Source organism: Herbaspirillum sp. C9C3 (assembly GCF_013359625.1).
Taxonomy (GTDB): Bacteria; Pseudomonadota; Gammaproteobacteria; order Burkholderiales; family Burkholderiaceae_D; genus Herbaspirillum.
In genome coordinates this window covers 1-17,244 of sequence record NZ_JABFMQ010000017.1, presented here as the reverse complement: position 1 = coordinate 17,244, position 17,244 = coordinate 1, and the positions used below count along the sequence as shown (strand labels likewise).

18 protein-coding genes are annotated in these 17,244 nt (G+C 62.4%); 9 read left to right on the top strand and 9 right to left on the bottom strand.

All coding sequences use genetic code 11. The features are described from left to right. Positions 1-67 precede the first annotated feature (67 nt). The 5 genes from ubiE (at position 68) to HNO82_RS15755 (ending at position 5,802) form a co-directional block, all read left to right on the top strand. Complete coding sequence (ubiE, locus tag HNO82_RS15775; protein WP_008332016.1) at positions 68-802, top strand: bifunctional demethylmenaquinone methyltransferase/2-methoxy-6-polyprenyl-1,4-benzoquinol methylase UbiE; 735 nt, start codon at positions 68-70, stop codon at positions 800-802. A 127-nt stretch (positions 803-929) separates the two neighbouring features. Continuing rightward, positions 930-1,886, top strand: a complete 957-nt coding sequence (locus HNO82_RS15770; RefSeq protein ID WP_008332014.1) for a Tim44 domain-containing protein — start codon at positions 930-932, stop codon at positions 1,884-1,886. Between the two features lie 189 nt (positions 1,887-2,075). After that, a complete protein-coding gene (locus HNO82_RS15765) occupies positions 2,076-2,690 on the top strand; it encodes a ubiquinone biosynthesis accessory factor UbiJ (RefSeq protein WP_175344370.1) in 615 nt (204 codons plus the stop codon). Beyond that, positions 2,691-4,265: a ubiquinone biosynthesis regulatory protein kinase UbiB gene (gene ubiB / locus HNO82_RS15760; protein ID WP_175344369.1), complete on the top strand. Its 1,575-nt coding sequence runs from the start codon at positions 2,691-2,693 to the stop codon at positions 4,263-4,265. A gap of 130 nt (positions 4,266-4,395) precedes the next feature. Continuing rightward, entirely contained in the window at positions 4,396-5,802 is a 1,407-nt protein-coding gene (locus HNO82_RS15755; protein WP_175344411.1) for an MFS transporter, read from the top strand. Between the two features lie 17 nt (positions 5,803-5,819). Here the strand turns inward: HNO82_RS15755 and HNO82_RS15750 are convergent, their stop codons facing one another. Next, a complete protein-coding gene (locus HNO82_RS15750; protein ID WP_154134150.1) occupies positions 5,820-6,746 on the bottom strand; it encodes a LysR family transcriptional regulator in 927 nt (308 codons plus the stop codon). A 155-nt stretch (positions 6,747-6,901) separates the two neighbouring features. On the opposite strand from HNO82_RS15750, the gene HNO82_RS15745 reads away from it, so the two are divergent. Beyond that, positions 6,902-7,675, top strand: a complete 774-nt coding sequence (locus HNO82_RS15745) for a 3-oxoacyl-ACP reductase family protein (RefSeq protein WP_175344368.1) — start codon at positions 6,902-6,904, stop codon at positions 7,673-7,675. A gap of 84 nt (positions 7,676-7,759) precedes the next feature. Here the strand turns inward: HNO82_RS15745 and trpC are convergent, their stop codons facing one another. The 6 genes from trpC to rpe all read right to left on the bottom strand — a co-directional run bounded on the left by trpC (position 7,760) and on the right by rpe (position 13,444). Beyond that, on the bottom strand, positions 7,760-8,560 hold the full coding sequence (gene trpC / locus HNO82_RS15740; protein WP_175344367.1) for an indole-3-glycerol phosphate synthase TrpC: 801 nt from the start codon (positions 8,558-8,560) through the stop codon (positions 7,760-7,762). Positions 8,561-8,577: 17 nt separating this feature from the next. After that, the gene (trpD, locus tag HNO82_RS15735) at positions 8,578-9,615 is read right to left on the bottom strand and encodes an anthranilate phosphoribosyltransferase (protein WP_008332008.1); all 1,038 of its coding nucleotides are present in this window, start codon (positions 9,613-9,615) and stop codon (positions 8,578-8,580) included. 26 nt (positions 9,616-9,641) lie between these two features. Continuing rightward, complete coding sequence (locus tag HNO82_RS15730; RefSeq protein WP_008332006.1) at positions 9,642-10,217, bottom strand: aminodeoxychorismate/anthranilate synthase component II; 576 nt, start codon at positions 10,215-10,217, stop codon at positions 9,642-9,644. Beyond that, complete coding sequence (gene trpE / locus HNO82_RS15725) at positions 10,218-11,714, bottom strand: anthranilate synthase component I (protein WP_008332005.1); 1,497 nt, start codon at positions 11,712-11,714, stop codon at positions 10,218-10,220. Between the two features lie 335 nt (positions 11,715-12,049). Then, complete coding sequence (locus HNO82_RS15720) at positions 12,050-12,730, bottom strand: phosphoglycolate phosphatase (protein WP_175344366.1); 681 nt, start codon at positions 12,728-12,730, stop codon at positions 12,050-12,052. Positions 12,731-12,778: 48 nt separating this feature from the next. Continuing rightward, positions 12,779-13,444, bottom strand: a complete 666-nt coding sequence (rpe, locus tag HNO82_RS15715) for a ribulose-phosphate 3-epimerase (RefSeq protein ID WP_006465098.1) — start codon at positions 13,442-13,444, stop codon at positions 12,779-12,781. 261 nt (positions 13,445-13,705) lie between these two features. On the opposite strand from rpe, the gene apaG reads away from it, so the two are divergent. Beyond that, a complete protein-coding gene (gene apaG / locus HNO82_RS15710; RefSeq protein ID WP_008331995.1) occupies positions 13,706-14,080 on the top strand; it encodes a Co2+/Mg2+ efflux facilitator ApaG/CorD in 375 nt (124 codons plus the stop codon). A 32-nt stretch (positions 14,081-14,112) separates the two neighbouring features. Here the strand turns inward: apaG and HNO82_RS15705 are convergent, their stop codons facing one another. Further along, a complete protein-coding gene (locus tag HNO82_RS15705) occupies positions 14,113-14,286 on the bottom strand; it encodes a hypothetical protein (RefSeq protein ID WP_008331992.1) in 174 nt (57 codons plus the stop codon). Between HNO82_RS15705 and mltA the strand changes: the two genes are divergently transcribed. Beyond that, positions 14,285-15,517, top strand: a complete 1,233-nt coding sequence (gene mltA / locus HNO82_RS15700; RefSeq protein ID WP_175344365.1) for a murein transglycosylase A — start codon at positions 14,285-14,287, stop codon at positions 15,515-15,517. The two genes, HNO82_RS15705 and mltA, sit on opposite strands and share 2 nt — an antisense overlap. A gap of 86 nt (positions 15,518-15,603) precedes the next feature. Here the strand turns inward: mltA and HNO82_RS15695 are convergent, their stop codons facing one another. Continuing rightward, positions 15,604-16,041, bottom strand: coding sequence for a universal stress protein (locus HNO82_RS15695; protein ID WP_175344364.1), 438 nt, complete (start codon positions 16,039-16,041; stop codon positions 15,604-15,606). A gap of 214 nt (positions 16,042-16,255) precedes the next feature. Between HNO82_RS15695 and HNO82_RS15690 the strand changes: the two genes are divergently transcribed. Next, positions 16,256-17,032 carry an enoyl-CoA hydratase gene (locus HNO82_RS15690; RefSeq protein ID WP_008331990.1) on the top strand — a complete coding sequence of 259 codons (777 nt, stop codon included), beginning with the start codon at positions 16,256-16,258 and terminating at the stop codon, positions 17,030-17,032. Positions 17,033-17,244 lie beyond the last annotated feature (212 nt).

Sequence of the window (17,244 nt, the reverse complement as noted above, 5' to 3'; positions counted from 1 at the left end):
TGATCCAGGGCAAGCTCTGCGCGGGCCCGTCTCTTATAATGTCGTCTTCATTGTTACAGGCCCAGCCATGACCAACACCACCCATTTCGGTTACGAAACCGTCAAAGAAGAAGAGAAGGTCCGCAAGGTCGCGGAAGTGTTCCACTCCGTCGCTGCCAAGTACGATGTGATGAACGACTTCATGTCGGCGGGCCTGCACCGCATCTGGAAAGCCTTCACCATCGCCCAGGCCGGCGTGCGTCCGGGCTTCAAGGTGCTCGACATCGCCGGTGGCACCGGTGACCTCTCCAAGGTCTTCGCCAGGCAGGCTGGTCCGAGCGGCGAAGTCTGGCTCACCGACATCAATGAATCCATGTTGCGCGTGGGCCGTGATCGTCTGCTCAACAAGGGCATCGTCACGCCCACCATGCTGTGCGATGCGGAGAAGCTGCCCTTCCCGGACAATTATTTCGACCGCGTCTCGGTGGCCTTCGGCCTGCGCAACATGACCCACAAGGATGCCGCCCTGGCTGAAATGCGCCGCGTACTGAAACCTGGCGGCAAGCTGCTGGTGCTGGAATTCTCCAAGGTCTGGGAGCCGCTCAAGAAACCCTATGACGTCTATTCCTTCTCGGTCCTGCCGTGGCTGGGCAAGAAGGTCGCCAACGATGCCGACAGCTATCGCTACCTGGCTGAATCGATCCGCATGCACCCCGACCAGGAAACCCTGAAGCAGATGATGGAACAGGCCGGACTGGACCGCGTGCAGTACTTCAACCTGACTGCCGGTGTGGCCGCGCTGCATACGGGCATTAAGATGTAATGAATGCTGGGCGCAGCAGCATTAAGGCTGGCTTAATTCTGCCCGGCGACAATGATTGCTCCGGATCTGCGGATACGTTCTCCCTCGACGGCCCGTTGCTCCGGCATCATCCACAAGAGGCAAGGCCATGAAAAAAATACTGCTCGCACTGCTGTTGTCGATCACATCGCTGTCGCTCATCATGTCGCCCGCCGAGGCGCGGCGCCTGGGCGGTGGCGGTTCCTTCGGCAAGCAATCCTCCCATTACTCGCGCCAGGCGGCGCCGTCCTCTCCCTCCTACAACCAGCCGTCGGCCACACCCTATCGTCCTTCGGCGCCTGCCGCCACACCGCAAAGCGCGCCCATGCCCAGGCCCGCCAGTCCCTGGCGCAATATGCTGGGCGGTGCGTTGCTGGGCTTCGGTCTCGGTGCGCTGATGTCGCACTTCGGTATTGGTGGCGCGCTCGGCGGCATGTTGGGCTCGCTCTTGACGATCGCGCTGCTGTGCGCGGCGGTGATCTTCCTGATCCGCCTGTTCGCCCGTGGTCGTGAGGCGCAGAACAACAATCCGGCCTATGCCGCACCGATGCCGCGCGTCAGTCCCATCGGCAGCGCCGCCGGGGCCACCCCGGAAATCGGTTCCGGCCTGCGCGACATCAACCCGCCGCCCACCGCCCTGCAAGGCAGCGGCTACGGCGCGACGGCCCAGCCGGTACAGATCCAGCAGTGGGGTATTCCGGAAGGCTTCGATACGGCCGGCTTCGTGCGCAATGCCAAGACCTATTTCATTCGCCTGCAGGCCGCCTGGGACCGCGCCGATGTCAACGATATCCGCGAGTTCACCACGCCCGAGATGTTCGCCGAACTGCGCATGCAGTTGACCGAACGGGGGGCCGCGCCCAATGCCACCGATGTCGTGCAGCTCGATGCGCAACTGCTGGGCATCGAGACCATGGCCTTCGATTACCTGGCCACGGTCCGCTTCCAGGGCCTCATCAAGGAAGCGCCGGATGCCTCGGCCGAACCCTTCGCCGAGATCTGGAACCTCTCCAAGCCGCTCAACGGCAGCGGTGGTTGGGTGCTGGCCGGTATCCAGCAGGTTTGAGGTGTGCCGAAGGCGCGCTGGATCAAGCAAGCTGCAGTGCCCGGACCTTGCCGGGGCGCCAAGCTGGTACACTTGAAACCGCCCGGTTTTTGCGGGCGGTTTTGTTTTTGTGGAGGGGAATTGCTTGCCCTCCAACGCAGTCAACCGGGTCAGTTCGACCCGCTCTGATCCACCCCGATTCTGGAATCCATGTCCGTGCTGCCCGATCCGTCCACTCTTGCCTCCGGCCTCGATCCGATGAAACCTGCCGCGGCAGTGATCAACCACCTGCTGGCACAGGAACCGTGGGCGCGCGAGACGCTCATCACCCATGCCGGCAAGGTGGCCTGCATCGATACCGGTGTCATGCAGCTGCGCTTGAGCGTCACCGCTGACGGCTACCTGCAGGAGGTGCCGGCTGCTGCCGTGGCCGATGTCACCATCCGCCTGAAGCTCTCCGACCTGCCGCTCATTGCCGCCAACCGCGAGCGCGCGGTTTCCTACGTCAAGCTGGAAGGCGATGCCGACTTCGCCAATGCGATTTCTCAACTGAGCCAGAAGCTGCGCTGGGATGCCGAGGATGATCTCTCCCGCGTGCTCGGCGATGTCGCCGCCACCCGCATCGTCTCCGGTGCGCGCGACCTGTTCGAGACCGCCCGCACCAGCGGCCGCAAGCTGAGCGAAAACCTTGCCGAGTATTTCCTGGAAGAACAACCGATGCTGATCCGCCCCCGCCAGTTGCAGGACTTTTCCGCCGATGTCGTGCGCCTGCGTGACGACCTGGAACGCCTGTCCAAGCGCATCGAGAAACTGGAGCGTCGTTAAATGCTGCTGCGTTCCCTGCGTCTGCTCAAGATCATCCGTGTGGCCATTCTCTATGGTCTGGATGAAATCATCGCCTCCGAATTCGCGCCGCCGCGCATCGCCCGCATCACCAACCGCATCTTTTTCTGGCGCGATCTGTCTGCGCCGCGCGGTGAGCGTTTGCGCCGTGCGCTGGAAGACCTCGGCCCCATCTTCATCAAGTTCGGCCAGGTGCTCTCGACCCGGCGCGACCTGATGCCGCCCGACATCGCCAATGAGCTGACCCTGTTGCAGGACCGCGTGCCGCCCTTCGATTCGGAACTGGCGATCAAGCAGATCGAGAAGTCGCTGGGTGCGCATCCGGACCAGCTCTTCGCCAGCTTCGAGCGCACTCCGGTGGCCTCGGCCTCGATTGCCCAGGTCCACTTCGCCACCTTGAAGGATGGCAAGCAAGTTGCCGTCAAGGTGCTGCGCCCCGGCATGCGCGACATCATCGACCATGACATCGGCCTGATGCACGTGGCCGCCGACTGGCTGGAGCGCCTGTGGGCCGATGGCCGCCGCCTGAAGGCCAAGGAAGTGGTGGGTGAGTTCGACAAGTATCTGCACGATGAACTGGACCTCATGCGCGAGGCCGCCAACGCCAGCCAGCTGCGCCGCAACTTCGCCGAGTCGACGTTGTTGATGGTGCCGGAGATGTATTGGGATTATTGTTCACCTTCGGTCATCGTCATGGAGCGCATGGTTGGCATCCCCATTTCGCAGACCGAGCGCCTGCGCGCCGAAGGGGTCGATCTGTCCAAGCTCTCGCGCGATGGCGTGGAGATTTTCTTCACCCAGGTGTTTCGCGATGGCTTCTTCCATGCCGACATGCACCCCGGCAACATCCTGGTGTCGGTGGCGCCGGAGAGCTTTGGTCGCTATATCGCGCTGGACTTCGGCATCGTCGGTACGCTCAATGATTTCGACAAGGATTACCTGTCGCAGAATTTCCTGGCCTTCTTCCGTCGCGACTACAAGCGCGTGGCCGAGGCCCACATCGAATCCGGCTGGGCCCCCAAGGATACCCGCGTCGATGAGTTGGAAGCGGCAGTACGTGCTTGCTGCGAACCGATCTTCGATCGTCCCCTGAAGGACATTTCCTTCGGCCAGGTGTTGCTGCGCCTGTTCCAGACCTCGCGCCGTTTCAACGTGGAAGTGCAGCCGCAACTGGTGCTGCTGCAGAAGACCCTGCTCAATGTCGAAGGACTGGGCCGCCAGCTCGATCCCGACCTGGATCTGTGGAAGACAGCCAAGCCGTATCTCGAACGCTGGATGAGCGAGCAGATCGGCTGGCGCGGGTTCGTCGAACAGCTCAAGGTGGAAGTGCCGCGCTACAGCCGCCTGCTGCCCGAACTGCCGCGCCTGGCGCACCAGGCGCTGACGCGCTATACCGAAGGCGAAGGCCAGTCGCACAATACCGAACTGATCCGCAAGCTCCTGACAGAACAGCGCCGCACCAACATGCTGCTGGGCGTGATCGTGTATTTCGGTGGCGGGCTGATCGGCGGCATCATCGTGGTGCAGTTGTTGATGCACCTGCTCAGATTCTATTGATATAAATGGGTTAAATCATTTCTCCAAGCAAAGCGCCGGCATATGCCGGCGTTTCGCATGGGCGACCAGAAAAGCAGAGGCAGAGAACGTGGGAACCAACGACAACAAGCTGTCCGACGCACGTGTGCGCATGCTGCCCTATATCGTGGCGGCGACCTTCTTCATGGAGTATCTCGATACCACCATCATCGCCACTGCCTTGCCGCAGATGGCGCAATCCTTCGGGGTCGGACCCAATGAACTGAGCCTGGGCATGACGGCTTACATGCTGACCCTGGCCGTCTTCATTCCCATCAGTGGCTGGGTGGCCGATCGCTTCGGTTCGCGCACCGTATTCGGCATGGCCATTGCCATCTTCACGCTGGCATCCGTGCTGTGCGGTTACTCGCAGAATGTGTGGCAGTTCACCGCCGCGCGTGTGCTGCAAGGGTTGGGTGGAGCAATGATGGTGCCGGTCGGGCGCATGATCGTGGTGCGCAGCACCGGCAAGGACAGGCTGATGAAAGCCATCGCCACCATCACCTGGCCGGCCATCGTGGCACCGGTAGTGGGGCCTTCCATCGGTGGCTTCATCACCACCTATGCGTCGTGGCACTGGATCTTCCTGATGAACGTCCCGTTCGGGATTGCTGCCTTCATTGCCGTGATGCGGGTGGTGCGCAATGAGCATGGTCACAGCAAGAGGCCGCTGGATGTGATCGGTTTCCTGCTCTCGGGGGCGGCGCTGACTTCGCTGCTGTATGGCACCGAGATCGCCAGCCATATGGAATCCAACATCAAGGTGGCGCTCGGCTTCGTTGCGCTGGGCGTGGTGCTCGGCTACTGTGCGTGGCGCCACATGCAGCGCATCGAACATCCGCTGCTGGATTTTTCCAGTCTGCGTATCCCGACCTATTCGGTGACGGTGCTGACCGGTTCGCTCACGCGTATCGGCGTGGATGCGGTGCCTTACCTGATGCCGCTGATGTTCCAGATCGGTTTCGGCCTGACGGCGTTCCAGTCGGGTTTGCTGCTGCTGGCCACTGCGCTCGGCAACCTTGGCATGAAGGCGTTCACCACGCGCATCCTGCAGCGCTTCGGTTTTCGCAGCGTGGCGGTCAATAACGCAGCGATGGCGGGTTGCCTCATCATCGCCTGCGGCTTGCTCACGCCAGGCACGCCGCTGCCGGTGATCCTGGGGGTGATCTTCTGCTATGGCCTGTCGCGTTCGATGCAGTTCTCTACCTTGGCCACGCTGGCCTATGCGGATATCAGCGATGCCCGCAAATCCTCGGCCAGCACGCTCTGGAGCGTGGCGCAGCAGATGACCATCGGCATGGGCATCGCCTTCGGTGCGCTGGCCTTGCGGATCGCGGCGGCGCTGCGGGGTGAGGAGATCGATGCTAGCGGCGCGCATTTCACGCTGGGCGATTTCCAGTGGGCCTTTGCGATGGCCGGTGTAGTGACATTGATCTCGGTGATGGGCTATCGCGGCTTGGCACGAGACGCCGGCAGCAATATCGGTGGCGGCATGCGCGCTGCGCAAGGCAAGCGCTGAACTGCGCTGGCGCGCCTTCAGCGGTGCGCCGAAAAGCGCTCCGCCAGGCGCTCGCGGCGGAAGTGCTCGACCACGAAATCGACGAATACCCGCGTCTTGGCCGGCAGCAGCCGCGCTGCGGTGAAGTAGAGCGAGAGCATGCCGGTATCCACGTACCAGTCCGGCAGTACCCGCACCAGCGTGCCACGGTCCAGATAGAGCAGGGCATGCGGCATCGACACCAGCGTGATGCCAAGACCCGCTTCTGCCACTTCGCAGGCCGCATTGGCATCGCTCATGGTCATGCGTTGCTGCAGCGTCACCGGGGCCTGCTGGCCGCCGTGGTCGCGTAGCGAAAAGGGCCGCACGCGTCCCGTCTGCGGCGAGCGGATCAGGATGCCCGCATGCTCGGCCAGGTCGGCGGGCGAGCGCAAGGCGGGATGTGTCTCCAGGTAGGCGGGCGAGGCCAGCAGCACCCGATGCGCCGGGGCCAGCTCGCGCGCCACCACGCCCGGCGACAACTCGGTGCCGCCGGCGATGGCGGCATCGAAGCCTTCGGTGATGAGATCCACCGAGCGGTTCTCGAAATGCCAGTCCGGCTGGATGCCCGGATAGCGTCCCAGAAATTCTCCCAACAAGGGCACGATGTATTGCCGTCCGAAACCTGTCCCCATGCTGACCTTGAGCGTGCCGGCTGGCTGCCCGCCGGCGCTGGCGAGATTGGCCACGGCACTGCGGATGGCTTGCAGGCCGCCGCCCACTTCCTGCAGGAAGCGTTCGCCCGCTTCGGTCAGCGAGAGCTTGCGGGTGCTGCGGTGAAACAGTCGCACGCCCAGTGAAGTCTCCAGCCGTGCGACATTCTTGCCCACCGCCGCCGAGGTCAGTCCGAGCTGGCGTGCCGCCGCCGAAAAGCTGCCGGCGTGGGCTGCAGCGACGAAGCATTCGATGCTGGTCATGGTTTCCATCGCTTGATTCTAAACCATTGGTTTAAAAAGAAGATAGGGATTGCCAGCTAGTCGCCACATAATCAAACGCCGATACTTGCTTCAACCCGGACGCACACAGCAGCACCCCGCTGCAGGCCGAAGGAGCCAATCCATCACTTTCAAGGAGCAAGATCATGAACAAGCAAATCCAGACCGCCGCCGCATCCGCCTCCACCTTGGCCTCCAAGATTGCCTTCGTGCAAGGCGGTTCGCGCGGCATCGGCGCGGCCATCGTGCAGCGCCTGGCCGCCGAAGGCGCCACCGTCGCCTTCACCTATGTCACTTCGCCGGAGAAGGCGCAAGCCCTGGTCTCCCGCGTGGAAGCCGGCGGTGGCCGCGCCCTGGCGATCCAGGCCGACAGCTCGGATGCCACCGCCCTGCAGCAAGCCATCCGCCTGGCCGCCGAGACCTTCGGCCGCCTCGATATCCTGGTCAACAATGCCGGCGTGCTGGCAATGGGCCCCATCGATGATTTCAAGTTGGAAGACCTGGACCGCACCCTGGCCGTGAACGTGCGCAGTGTCGTCGTGGCCACCCAGGCGGCCGTGCGCTACATGGGCGAAGGTGGCCGCGTCATCAGCATTGGCAGCACCAACGCCGACCGCATCCCCTTTGCCGGCGGCGCCGTGTATGCCATGAGCAAGTCGGCGTTGGTCGGCTTGACCAAGGGCTTGGCCCGCGACCTGGGGCCGCGCGGCATCACCGTCAACAATGTCCAGCCCGGTCCGGTCGATACCGACATGAATCCGGCCAACAGCGACTTTGCTACGTCCCTGACTGGCTTGATGGCACTGCCGCGCTATGGCAAGGCTGAGGAAATTGCCAGTTTCGTGGCTTATCTGGCAGGTCCGGAATCGGGCTACATCACCGGCGCCAACCTGATGATCGATGGCGGTTTCTCGGCTTGATCGCTGCGGGGCCCGTCACGCTCAAGACGTAAAAAAACCTCGCACCGGTTTGCACCGGGCGAGGTTTTTTCGTGAGCGAGGCAATCAGGCGAACAGGCGTGCCAGCTCTACGCCCGGCTCCGGCGCACGCATGAAGGCTTCACCGACCAGGAAGGCATGCACGTCGGCGTCGCGCATGCGCTTGACGTCGTCAGGCGTGGCGATGGCCGATTCGGTGACCACCAGCTTTTCCGGCGGGATGCGCGGCAGCAGGTTCAGGGTGGTGTCCAGCGTGGTCTCGAAGGTGCGCAGGTTGCGGTTGTTGATGCCCAACAGACGTGTCTTCAGTTTCAAGGCGGCTTCCAGTTCGGCCTGGTCATGGACTTCCACCAGTACGCTCATGCCCAGCTCATGGGCGCAGGCTTCCATGTCGGCCATCAGGCCATGGTCCAGTGCGGCCACGATCAGCAGGATGGCGTCCGCCCCCCAGGAGCGGGCCTGATAGATCTGGTAATGATCCATCATGAAATCCTTGCGCAGTACCGGCAGGGCACACGCGGCGCGCGCCGCCTTGAGGTAGTCCGGCGAGCCCTGGAAGAATTGTTCATCGGTCAGTACCGACAGGCAGGCCGCGCCATGTTCGGCATAGCTCACGGCGATCTCGGCCGGCTTGAAGTCGGGACGGATCACACCCTTGGAGGGCGAGGCCTTCTTGACTTCGGCAATCACGCCGGCCTGACCGCTGGCGATCTTGCCGCGCAGGCTCTCTTCGAAGTTGCGCAGTTCGGAGCGCAATTCGCTGTCGGTTTCCACATCGCGGCGCAGGCTGGCGAGGTCGCGCTGCTTCTTGGCCAGGCGCACTTCCTCGGCCTTGACGTCGAGGATCTTGTTGAGAATGTCTGACATGGGGCTCCTTGTCGGTTTCAGTGTTTGCCGCCGAGCTGGCGCGTGACCTGTACGAACTGGTCCAGCTTGGCACGGGCAGCGCCCGAGGCGATGGTGGCGCGCGCAGTGGCCAGCCCCTCGGCAATCGAGGTTGCCACACCTGCCGCGTACAGGGCCGTGGCAGCATTGATGACTACGATGTCGTGCACCGGACCGGGTTCCCCGCGCAGGGCTTCGAAGATCTTCTCCTTCGATTCGGTGGCATTGCCGACCTGCAAGTTGCGGCTGGCAAACATGGACAGGCCAAAGTCTTCCGGATGGATCTCATATTCGCGGATCTCGCCGTTGACCAGTTCGCCCACCATGGTGGCGCCGCCCAGCGTGACTTCGTCGAGGTTGTCGCGACCCCAGACCACGATGGCATGCTGTGCGCCCAGGCGTTGCAGCACGCGTACCTGGATGCCCACCAGATCGGGGTGGAACACGCCCATGAGGATATTGGGTGCGCCGGCCGGATTGGTCAGCGGACCGAGGATGTTGAAGATGGTGCGCACGCCCAGCTCCTTGCGCACCGGCGCGGCGTGCTTCATGGCGGCGTGGTGGTTGGGGGCGAACATGAAGCCGATACCGGACTGGGCGATCGATTGCGCCACCTGCTCGGGTTGCAGGTTGATGTCTGCTCCCAGGGCTTCGAGCACGTCGGCGCTGCCGGACGAGGACGATACGCTGCGCCCGCCATGCTTGGCCACGCGCGCACCGGCGGCAGCGGCCACGAACATGGAAGCCGTGGAGATATTGAAGGTATGCGCGCCATCGCCGCCGGTGCCGACGATGTCGAGCAGGCCGGTGGTGTCGGCCATCGGCACCTTGGTAGCGAATTCGCGCATGACTTGCGCGGCGGCGGCGATCTCGCCGATGCTTTCCTTCTTCACGCGCAGGCCCATGGTGAGGGCCGCGATCATCACCGGCGACATCTCGCCGCTCATGATCTGGCGGAACAGGGTCAGCATTTCATCGTGGAAGATTTCGCGATGTTCGATACAGCGCAGCAGCGCTTCTTGCGGAGTGATGGGCATGTTGTGTCTCGTCTTGTGTGATGGTCTCAGCCGTGGGCGCTGCCGCTCAGGAAGTTCTTGAGCAGGGCGTGGCCGTGCTCGGAGAGGATGGACTCGGGGTGGAACTGCACGCCTTGCAGATCGAACTCCTTGTGGCGCACGCCCATGATCTCGCCATCGTCAGTCCAGGCGGTCACTTCCAGACAATCCGGCAGGGTGGCGCGTTCGATGGCCAGCGAGTGGTAGCGGATCACCGTGTAAGGCGTGGGCAGGTCCTTGAAGACGCCCACGCCAGTGTGCGCGATCCTGGAAGTCTTGCCGTGCATGACCTGCTTGGCGCGGATGATGTTGCCGCCGAAGGCTTCACCGATGGCCTGATGGCCCAGGCAGACGCCCAGGATGGGCAGCTTGCCGGAAAATTCCTTGAGCAGATCCACGCAGATGCCGGCTTCCTTCGGGCTGCAGGGGCCGGGGGAGAGGCAGATGCGCTCGGGGTTCAGTGTCTTGATGTCATCCAGCGTGATCTCGTCATTGCGGATGGTCAGCACCTCTTCGCCCAGCTCGCCGAAGTATTGCACCAGGTTGTAGGTGAAGGAGTCGTAGTTGTCGATCATCAGCAGCATTTAGATTTCTCCGTCCAGGCCATCTTGCACTTGTTCAGCAGCGCGCAGCACGGCACGCGCCTTGTTTTCGGTTTCTTCCCATTCCATTTCCGGCACCGAGTCGGCCACGATGCCGGCGGCGGCCTGCACATACAGCGTGCCATCCTTGATGACGCCGGTACGGATGGCAATGGCCACATCCATCTCGCCGCCGAAGGAGAGATAGCCGCAGGCGCCACCATAGATGCCGCGCTTGGTCGGTTCCAGTTCATCGATGATTTCCATCGCGCGCACCTTGGGGGCACCCGACAGGGTACCCGCGGGGAAGGTGGCCTTGAGCACATCCAGATTGGACATGCCGGGTTTCAGGATGCCCTCGACGTTGGAGACGATGTGCTGCACGTGGGAATATTTTTCGATCACCATCTGGTCGGTGACCTTGACGCTGCCGGTGGTAGCGATGCGGCCGATGTCGTTGCGGGCCAGGTCGATGAGCATCACGTGTTCGGCGATTTCCTTGGGATCGGCCAGCAGTTCGCGGGCCAGCTGTTCATCGCGCTCGATGGTGGAGCCGCGCGGGCGGGTGCCGGCCAGCGGGCGGATGGTGATCTTCTTCTGGCCTTCACCGATGGATTCGTTGCGCACCAGAATTTCGGGCGAGGCGCCGACGATCTGCATGTCGCCGAAGTTGTAGAAGTACATGTAAGGCGAGGGGTTCAGCGAGCGAAGTGCGCGGTACAGCATCAGCGGCGAATCCACATAGGATTTCTTCAGACGCTGGCCGATCTGCACCTGCATCAGGTCGCCGGCCATCACGTATTCCTTGGCGCGGGCCACGGCTTTCAGATATTCGTCCTTGGGGAATTCGCGGATGGTCTCGGTACGCACCGAACCGGTGGTGACGGGCGCATCGGCCGGTCGTCGCAGCATGGCGCGCAGGTCGCGCAGGCGCTGGCGGCCACGGGAGAAGGCTTCCGGCTGGCTGGGGTCGGCGTAGACGATCAGGTAGAGCTTGCCCGAGAGATTGTCGATGACGGCCAGCTCTTCGGTCAGCAGCAACTGGATGTCGGGCAGGCCCAGGGTGTCCTTGGGCGCGCTGTCTTCCAGGCGCTTTTCGATGTAGCGCACGGCGTCATAGCCGAAGTAGCCGGCCAGGCCGCCGCAGAAGCGCGGCATGCCGGGGCGGATGGCGACCTTGAAGCGGGACTGGTACTGGGCGATGAATTCCAGCGCATTGCCTTCGGCGGTTTCGATCACCACGTCATTCTTCAGCACTTCGATCTGCTTGCCGCTGCAGCGGATCTTGGTCGAGGCAGGCAGGCCGATGAAGGAATAGCGGCCGAAGCGCTCGCCCCCCACCACGGACTCCAGCAGGAAGGTGTTCTTGCCGGTGTTGTGGCTCTGGGCCAGCTTGAGATAGAGCGTGAGCGGCGTTTCCAGGTCGGCGAAGGCTTCGGCGATCAGGGGGATGCGGTTATAGCCTTCGGCGGCCAGCGATTTGAATTCGAGTTCGGTCATGTTTCACTCCAGACCGCCATTGTAGGGTACGCGGGCCTGCCCACCGGCGGTGCGCAGGCGCAATGCGCGATGCACACGATAACCGTGGACAGCTGCGGACTCTCGTCAGCGGTGTCGTTAAGGGAAATACGGGGGGATGCGGGTACTACAACAAACGACCCGGCACGCAGGAGCGGCCAGGTCCAGGCGTCATTTACAGAGCCTGGAATTGCCAGCGTCGCCACAGCCAGGCCTCAGGGGCGGCTGTCGGTTGAGCGGTACGTTTGTTGTTGCGAAACATTGATGTGGGGTCGCGGTTGGATCTTCGGTCTATCGACCGGTGAGCTGACAGGGTGTCAGTCCACCGAGATTTGCTGCGCTGCTTCTACAAGCGTCGAAACTATACCATCCGAATCGACGTCGTGTATAGATTCACCGTGGTTGTATCCATACGGAACATTCAGGACACGGCATCCCGCCGCGCGGGCGGCCTGGGCATCGTTGCTGGAGTCGCCGATGGCCACCACCTGTGCCGGTGCCAGGGCGAAATCCTGGCAGACCTGCAGCAGGGGCATGGGATCGGGCTTCTTCTTGGGGAAGGAATCGCCGCCATAGACGATCTCGAAGAAGTCGCGCAGGCCCTTCTTCTGCAGCAGCGGCACGGCGAAGGCCAGCGGCTTGTTGGTCACGCAGGCCAGGCGCAGGCCCTTGCCGCGCAGGGCTTGCAGGCCCTCGACCACGCCCGGGTAGAGCGAGGAATAGTCACCGTTGATGGCCAGGTAGTGCTCGGTATAGCTATCGAGCGCCTGCTGGAAGTACTGCGCCGCCTCATCCTCGGCATAATCCACGGCCAGCACGCGGCGGATCAGGTTCTCGGTGCCCTTGCCGACGAAGTTGACGATGGTTTCCTGGGACAGGGGCGTCAGTCCCAATTCTTCACGCATGCGGTTGACCGCTACATGGAAGTCGGCCGCCGTATCCAGCATGGTACCGTCGAGGTCGATGATGGCGGCCTTGATATTGGTCAGATTCTTCATATGCCCTGGAAACCTCGTAGTTTGTGCGTCTGGCGAAGGGGTGGGAGATCAGACTTGGGCCAGTTCGGCGCGCATGGCGTCGATGACGGCCTTGTAGTCCGGTTTGCCGAAGATGGCCGAACCGGCGACAAAGGTGTCTGCACCGGCGCGGGCGGCGGCGGCGATGTTCTCGACCTTGATGCCGCCATCGACTTCCAGCAGGATGTCGCGGCCGGATTCATCGATGCGACGGCGCACTTCGGCGATCTTCTTCAGGGCTTCCGGAATGAAGGACTGGCCACCGAAACCGGGGTTGACGGACATGATCAGGACCATGTCCAGCTTGTCCATCACGTGGTCCAGGTAGTGCAGCGGTGTGCCGGGGTTAAACACCAGGCCGGCCTTGCAGCCGTTGTCGCGGATCAGTTGCAGGGAGCGGTCGATGTGCTCGGAGGCTTCCGGGTGGAAGGTGATGAGGTTGGCGCCGGCCTTGGCGAAGTCGGGGATGATGCGGTCCACGGGCTTGACCATCAGGTGCACGTCGATGGGCACCTGCACGTGCGGGCGGATGGCTTCGCACACCAGCGGGCCGATGGTCAGGTTGGGGACATAGTGGTTGTCCATCACGTCGAAGTGGATGAAATCGGCGCCGGCGGCGACGACATTGCGCACTTCTTCACCCAGGCGGGCAAAATCGGCGGAGAGAATGCTGGGAGCGATACGGTAGGTCGGCATGGCTGTAAAGAAAGGATGGCTGAATCGACGCTTGCCCTCCGGGCACAGGCGCGGAGGCGGCAAAACCGCTATTCTACCTTGCTGTGCTGCGCACCGGACCGGCCGATGAGCTGGCGACCCAGCCTCCAGGGGATCACACGAAACGCATCGGCTTGCGCTGCTTGCTGAATTCGTGTGCAATCCGGGGTGGTCGCGCGGATGCCCCAGGGGCAGGCGCGGTGGCAGCTCCCTTCACAACACGGCAACAACACAGGAAATCCCATGGCAGCGTATGAGTTCACGGTGACGGTCAAGACCCAGTACCTGGAGGAACAATCCGATCCATCGCGTTCGCACTACGTGTTCGCCTATGCGATCAGCATCGTCAACAGCGGTACCGTCCCGGCACAACTGATCTCGCGCCACTGGGTCATCACCGACGCCAACAACCACGTGCAGGAAGTGCGCGGGCTGGGCGTGGTCGGGCACCAGCCCTTCCTGCAGCCGGGGGAGCAGTTCGAATACACCAGCGGGACCTCGCTCAAGACCCCCCAGGGCAGCATGTATGGTGAATATTTTTGCGTGGCCGAGGACGGCGAGCAGTTCGACGTGCGCATTCCCGAGTTCGTGCTGTCGCTGCCGCGCACTTTGCACTGAATTTTCCTTCCTGAAACCGGGCGACGGATTTTTCAGCGCGGGTCGTTGTCTGTCGTCTCTCGCGCTTGCTGTCGTTTCTGCTGCTCTTTCTGTCTGGCGCTGACGGGCCGGCCATTGTGTTCCTTGCGACCTGAGAACATGGTCCACCAGACGATGAAAACCAGGGCGAAGAAGGCGGCGCAAGCCTCCAGGATCAACCACAACATGAATTTGTCTCCGATGTCATTGAATCGTTTTGCCAAGCTTTCGGCGCTGCGGCGCCTCAGTGTACCCGCAATGGCGGTCTCGGTCGCCGTCCTGCTGGCAGCCTGCCAGACCACCCCGCTGACCACGCCAACCCCCGGCCAGCCTGCGCCCAGGCCGGTCGTTCAGCCGGGGCCGGCCATGCGCGCCGCGACCTTCGAACAATTGCCCGGCTGGAACAACGACGACCTGCGCGAAGCCTGGCCGGCGGTGCAGTCCTCCTGCTCGGTGATGATCCGCAAGCCTGAGTGGCGTGCAGCCTGTGCCGCAGCCCAGCAGGTCAATGCCAATGACCTGGGTTTCCTGCGCCAGTATTTCGAGACCTATTTCACCCCCTGGCAACTGTTCAATCCTGATGGCACCGATACCGGACTGGTGACCGGCTATTACGAGCCGCTGCTGCGTGGTTCGCGTCGTCGTAGCGGACCTTATCAGACCCCGCTGTACCAGGCGCCGGACGACCTGCTGACCATCGACATGGCCGGCGTCTATCCCGAACTGAAGAACCTGCGGCTGCGCGGCAAGGTGGTAGGACGCAAGGTCGTGCCTTACCCGACCCGCGCCGAGTTGATGCAGGGTAATAGTCTGGCCGGCAAGGAAATCGTCTGGGTGGATGATCCGGTAGAGGCCTTCTTCCTGCAGGTGCAGGGTTCCGGCCGCGTCTATCTGCCGGAGTCGCGCGAGACCATCCGCCTGGCTTACGCGGACCAGAATGGCCGTCCCTACAAGTCGATCGGACGCTATCTGGTGGACAAGGGCGAGATGGAGCTGTCGCAGGCATCGGCCCAGAACATCAAGGCCTGGGTACGCGCCAATCCCTCGCGCAAGGAAGAGTTGCTCAATGCCAACCCCAGCTACGTCTTCTTCAAGGAAGAGAAGTTGCCGGACCCCTCCAAGGGGCCCAAGGGCGCGCAAGGCATCCCGCTGACGCCGCAGCGCTCGATTGCGATCGATCCGCAGCATGTGCCGCTGGGTGCGCCGGTATTCCTCTCGACCACCTTGCCCAACAGTGACCGTCCGTTGCAGCGCCTGGTGGTGGCCCAGGATACGGGTGGTGCCATCCGTGGCGTGGTGCGGGCTGACTATTTCTGGGGCTTTGGCGACGAAGCCGAGGATCGCGCCGGCGCCATGAAGCAGCGCGGCATGATGTGGGTGTTGCTGCCCAAGGGCATGGTGCCGCGCGGGGGTAACTGATTTTTCTGGTTTCTCTTCGGCAAGAAAATAAAAGAAAAGCCTGATCCTGTCGAGGGATCAGGCTTTTCTTGCTGAGGGAGGCCGGATCAGCGCAGCACCAGCACCGGAATGGTCGAGTGGGTCAGTACCTTTTGGGTCTTGCTGCCCAGGAAGATGCGCGACAGTCCGCTGCGACCATGGGAGGCCATGAAGATGGCGTCGCAGCCATGGAGCTGCGCGGCCTTGATGATCTCTTCATCGGGATTGAAGGACATCACGATCTCGGTCTGGCAGGGTACGCCAGCGGCCGCTGCGGCGTCCTCGATGCGCTTGATGTGCTGTGTGGCCAGGGTCTTGACGTTTTCTTCATACAAGGCGGGATCGATGGCCATCGAGCTTTCGGCCAGCGGCGAGAAGGGGTAGGGCTCGGCCACCGAGATGCCGATGATGCGGGCACCGCTGTTCCTGGCGTAGTCGACGGCGGTGGCAATGGCCTTTTCCGAGCGGTCCGAGCCGTCGGTGGGCACGAGTATGGTCTTGAACATGAAGGCCTCCTTTTATAGACATAGGGAAGGCGCCGGTGGCGCCAAGGGGATGACTCCAATATAGCCCCGTGGTGCCTTGCCCGCATGAAATTCTTGCCAGTCATTGCGCCAGGTCGGACCGACGCATTATTTTTGGCTTATTCTTGCGCTTTGCCGTGCCGTGGCTGCCACGCCCGGACGGATTGCCGATTCATTCATAAGAAGGAGACCCACTATGAGCTTTGAGAACATCCTGGTCGAGACCCATGACAAGGTTGGCCTGATTCGCCTGAACCGTCCCAAGGCGCTCAATGCGCTCAGCGACGACCTGATGAGCGAGCTCGGTACGGCCTTGCTGGCCTTTGATGCTCAGGACGAGATCGGCTGCATCATCGTGACCGGCAGCGAAAAGGCCTTTGCGGCCGGGGCCGATATCAGCGTGATGGCCGGGTTTGACTATATGGATGTCTTCAACGGCGAATTCATCACCCGCAACTGGGAGACCCTGCGTCGCATCCGCAAGCCGGTCATTGCGGCAGTGGCGGGTTATGCGCTGGGTGGCGGCTGTGAGCTGGCGATGATGTGTGACTTCATCATCGCTGCCGACAATGCCAAGTTCGGCCAACCGGAGATCAAGCTGGGGATCATCCCGGGGGCGGGCGGTACGCAGCGCCTGCCGCGGGCGGTGTCCAAGTCCAAGGCCATGGACCTGGCGCTGACTGCCCGGATGATGGATGCCCAGGAGGCTGAGCGCGCCGGGTTGGTTTCGCGCATCGTCCCGGCCGACAAGCTGATGGATGAAGCCATGGCCGCAGCGGTGACCATTACCGAGATGCCGCGGCAGGTGGCCATGATGGTGAAGGACTCGGTCAACCGGGCCTATGAGACCACCTTGTCGGAGGGGATGAAGTATGAAAGGGCGCTCTTCTACAGTTGCTTTGCGACCGAAGATCAGAAGGAGGGCATGAAAGCCTTCCTGGAAAAGCGACCAGCGGTGTTCAAGAACGCTTGATCACTTCTCTTTTGAGGTTGTAAAAAGGGCCGCCCGTCAGGGCGGCCCTTTTTTCTGAATGATTTCGCATTTCTTCATATCGGCTGGAACCGGCGCCGGTAAAGGGCCTTGAGCGGATCGCGAAAGCGCGTGGAGCGCTCTTGCTAAATTATTTTCGATTATTTTTCAAAAAGTGCTTGCGTGGTGTGGAGGGCATTGCTATAGTTCGCCCC

What these genes read in the sequence shown, in the direction of transcription:
- apaG (WP_008331995.1), top strand. Translation starts at nt 13,706, where the DNA reads ATGGCAGCGTATGAGTTCACGGTGACGGTCAAGACCCAGTACCTGGAG.
- ubiE (WP_008332016.1), top strand. Translation starts at nt 68, where the DNA reads ATGACCAACACCACCCATTTCGGTTACGAAACCGTCAAAGAAGAAGAG.
- trpC (WP_175344367.1), bottom strand. Translation starts at nt 8,560, where the DNA reads ATGTCAGACATTCTCAACAAGATCCTCGACGTCAAGGCCGAGGAAGTG.
- HNO82_RS15730 (WP_008332006.1), bottom strand. Translation starts at nt 10,217, where the DNA reads ATGCTGCTGATGATCGACAACTACGACTCCTTCACCTACAACCTGGTG.
- HNO82_RS15705 (WP_008331992.1), bottom strand. Translation starts at nt 14,286, where the DNA reads ATGTTGTGGTTGATCCTGGAGGCTTGCGCCGCCTTCTTCGCCCTGGTT.
- HNO82_RS15755 (WP_175344411.1), top strand. Translation starts at nt 4,396, where the DNA reads ATGCTGCCCTATATCGTGGCGGCGACCTTCTTCATGGAGTATCTCGAT.
- HNO82_RS15750 (WP_154134150.1), bottom strand. Translation starts at nt 6,746, where the DNA reads ATGGAAACCATGACCAGCATCGAATGCTTCGTCGCTGCAGCCCACGCC.
- HNO82_RS15745 (WP_175344368.1), top strand. Translation starts at nt 6,902, where the DNA reads ATGAACAAGCAAATCCAGACCGCCGCCGCATCCGCCTCCACCTTGGCC.
- HNO82_RS15690 (WP_008331990.1), top strand. Translation starts at nt 16,256, where the DNA reads ATGAGCTTTGAGAACATCCTGGTCGAGACCCATGACAAGGTTGGCCTG.
- ubiB (WP_175344369.1), top strand. Translation starts at nt 2,691, where the DNA reads ATGCTGCTGCGTTCCCTGCGTCTGCTCAAGATCATCCGTGTGGCCATT.
- HNO82_RS15765 (WP_175344370.1), top strand. Translation starts at nt 2,076, where the DNA reads ATGTCCGTGCTGCCCGATCCGTCCACTCTTGCCTCCGGCCTCGATCCG.
- trpE (WP_008332005.1), bottom strand. Translation starts at nt 11,714, where the DNA reads ATGACCGAACTCGAATTCAAATCGCTGGCCGCCGAAGGCTATAACCGC.
- HNO82_RS15720 (WP_175344366.1), bottom strand. Translation starts at nt 12,730, where the DNA reads ATGAAGAATCTGACCAATATCAAGGCCGCCATCATCGACCTCGACGGT.
- trpD (WP_008332008.1), bottom strand. Translation starts at nt 9,615, where the DNA reads ATGCCCATCACTCCGCAAGAAGCGCTGCTGCGCTGTATCGAACATCGC.
- mltA (WP_175344365.1), top strand. Translation starts at nt 14,285, where the DNA reads ATGAATTTGTCTCCGATGTCATTGAATCGTTTTGCCAAGCTTTCGGCG.
- HNO82_RS15770 (WP_008332014.1), top strand. Translation starts at nt 930, where the DNA reads ATGAAAAAAATACTGCTCGCACTGCTGTTGTCGATCACATCGCTGTCG.
- rpe (WP_006465098.1), bottom strand. Translation starts at nt 13,444, where the DNA reads ATGCCGACCTACCGTATCGCTCCCAGCATTCTCTCCGCCGATTTTGCC.
- HNO82_RS15695 (WP_175344364.1), bottom strand. Translation starts at nt 16,041, where the DNA reads ATGTTCAAGACCATACTCGTGCCCACCGACGGCTCGGACCGCTCGGAA.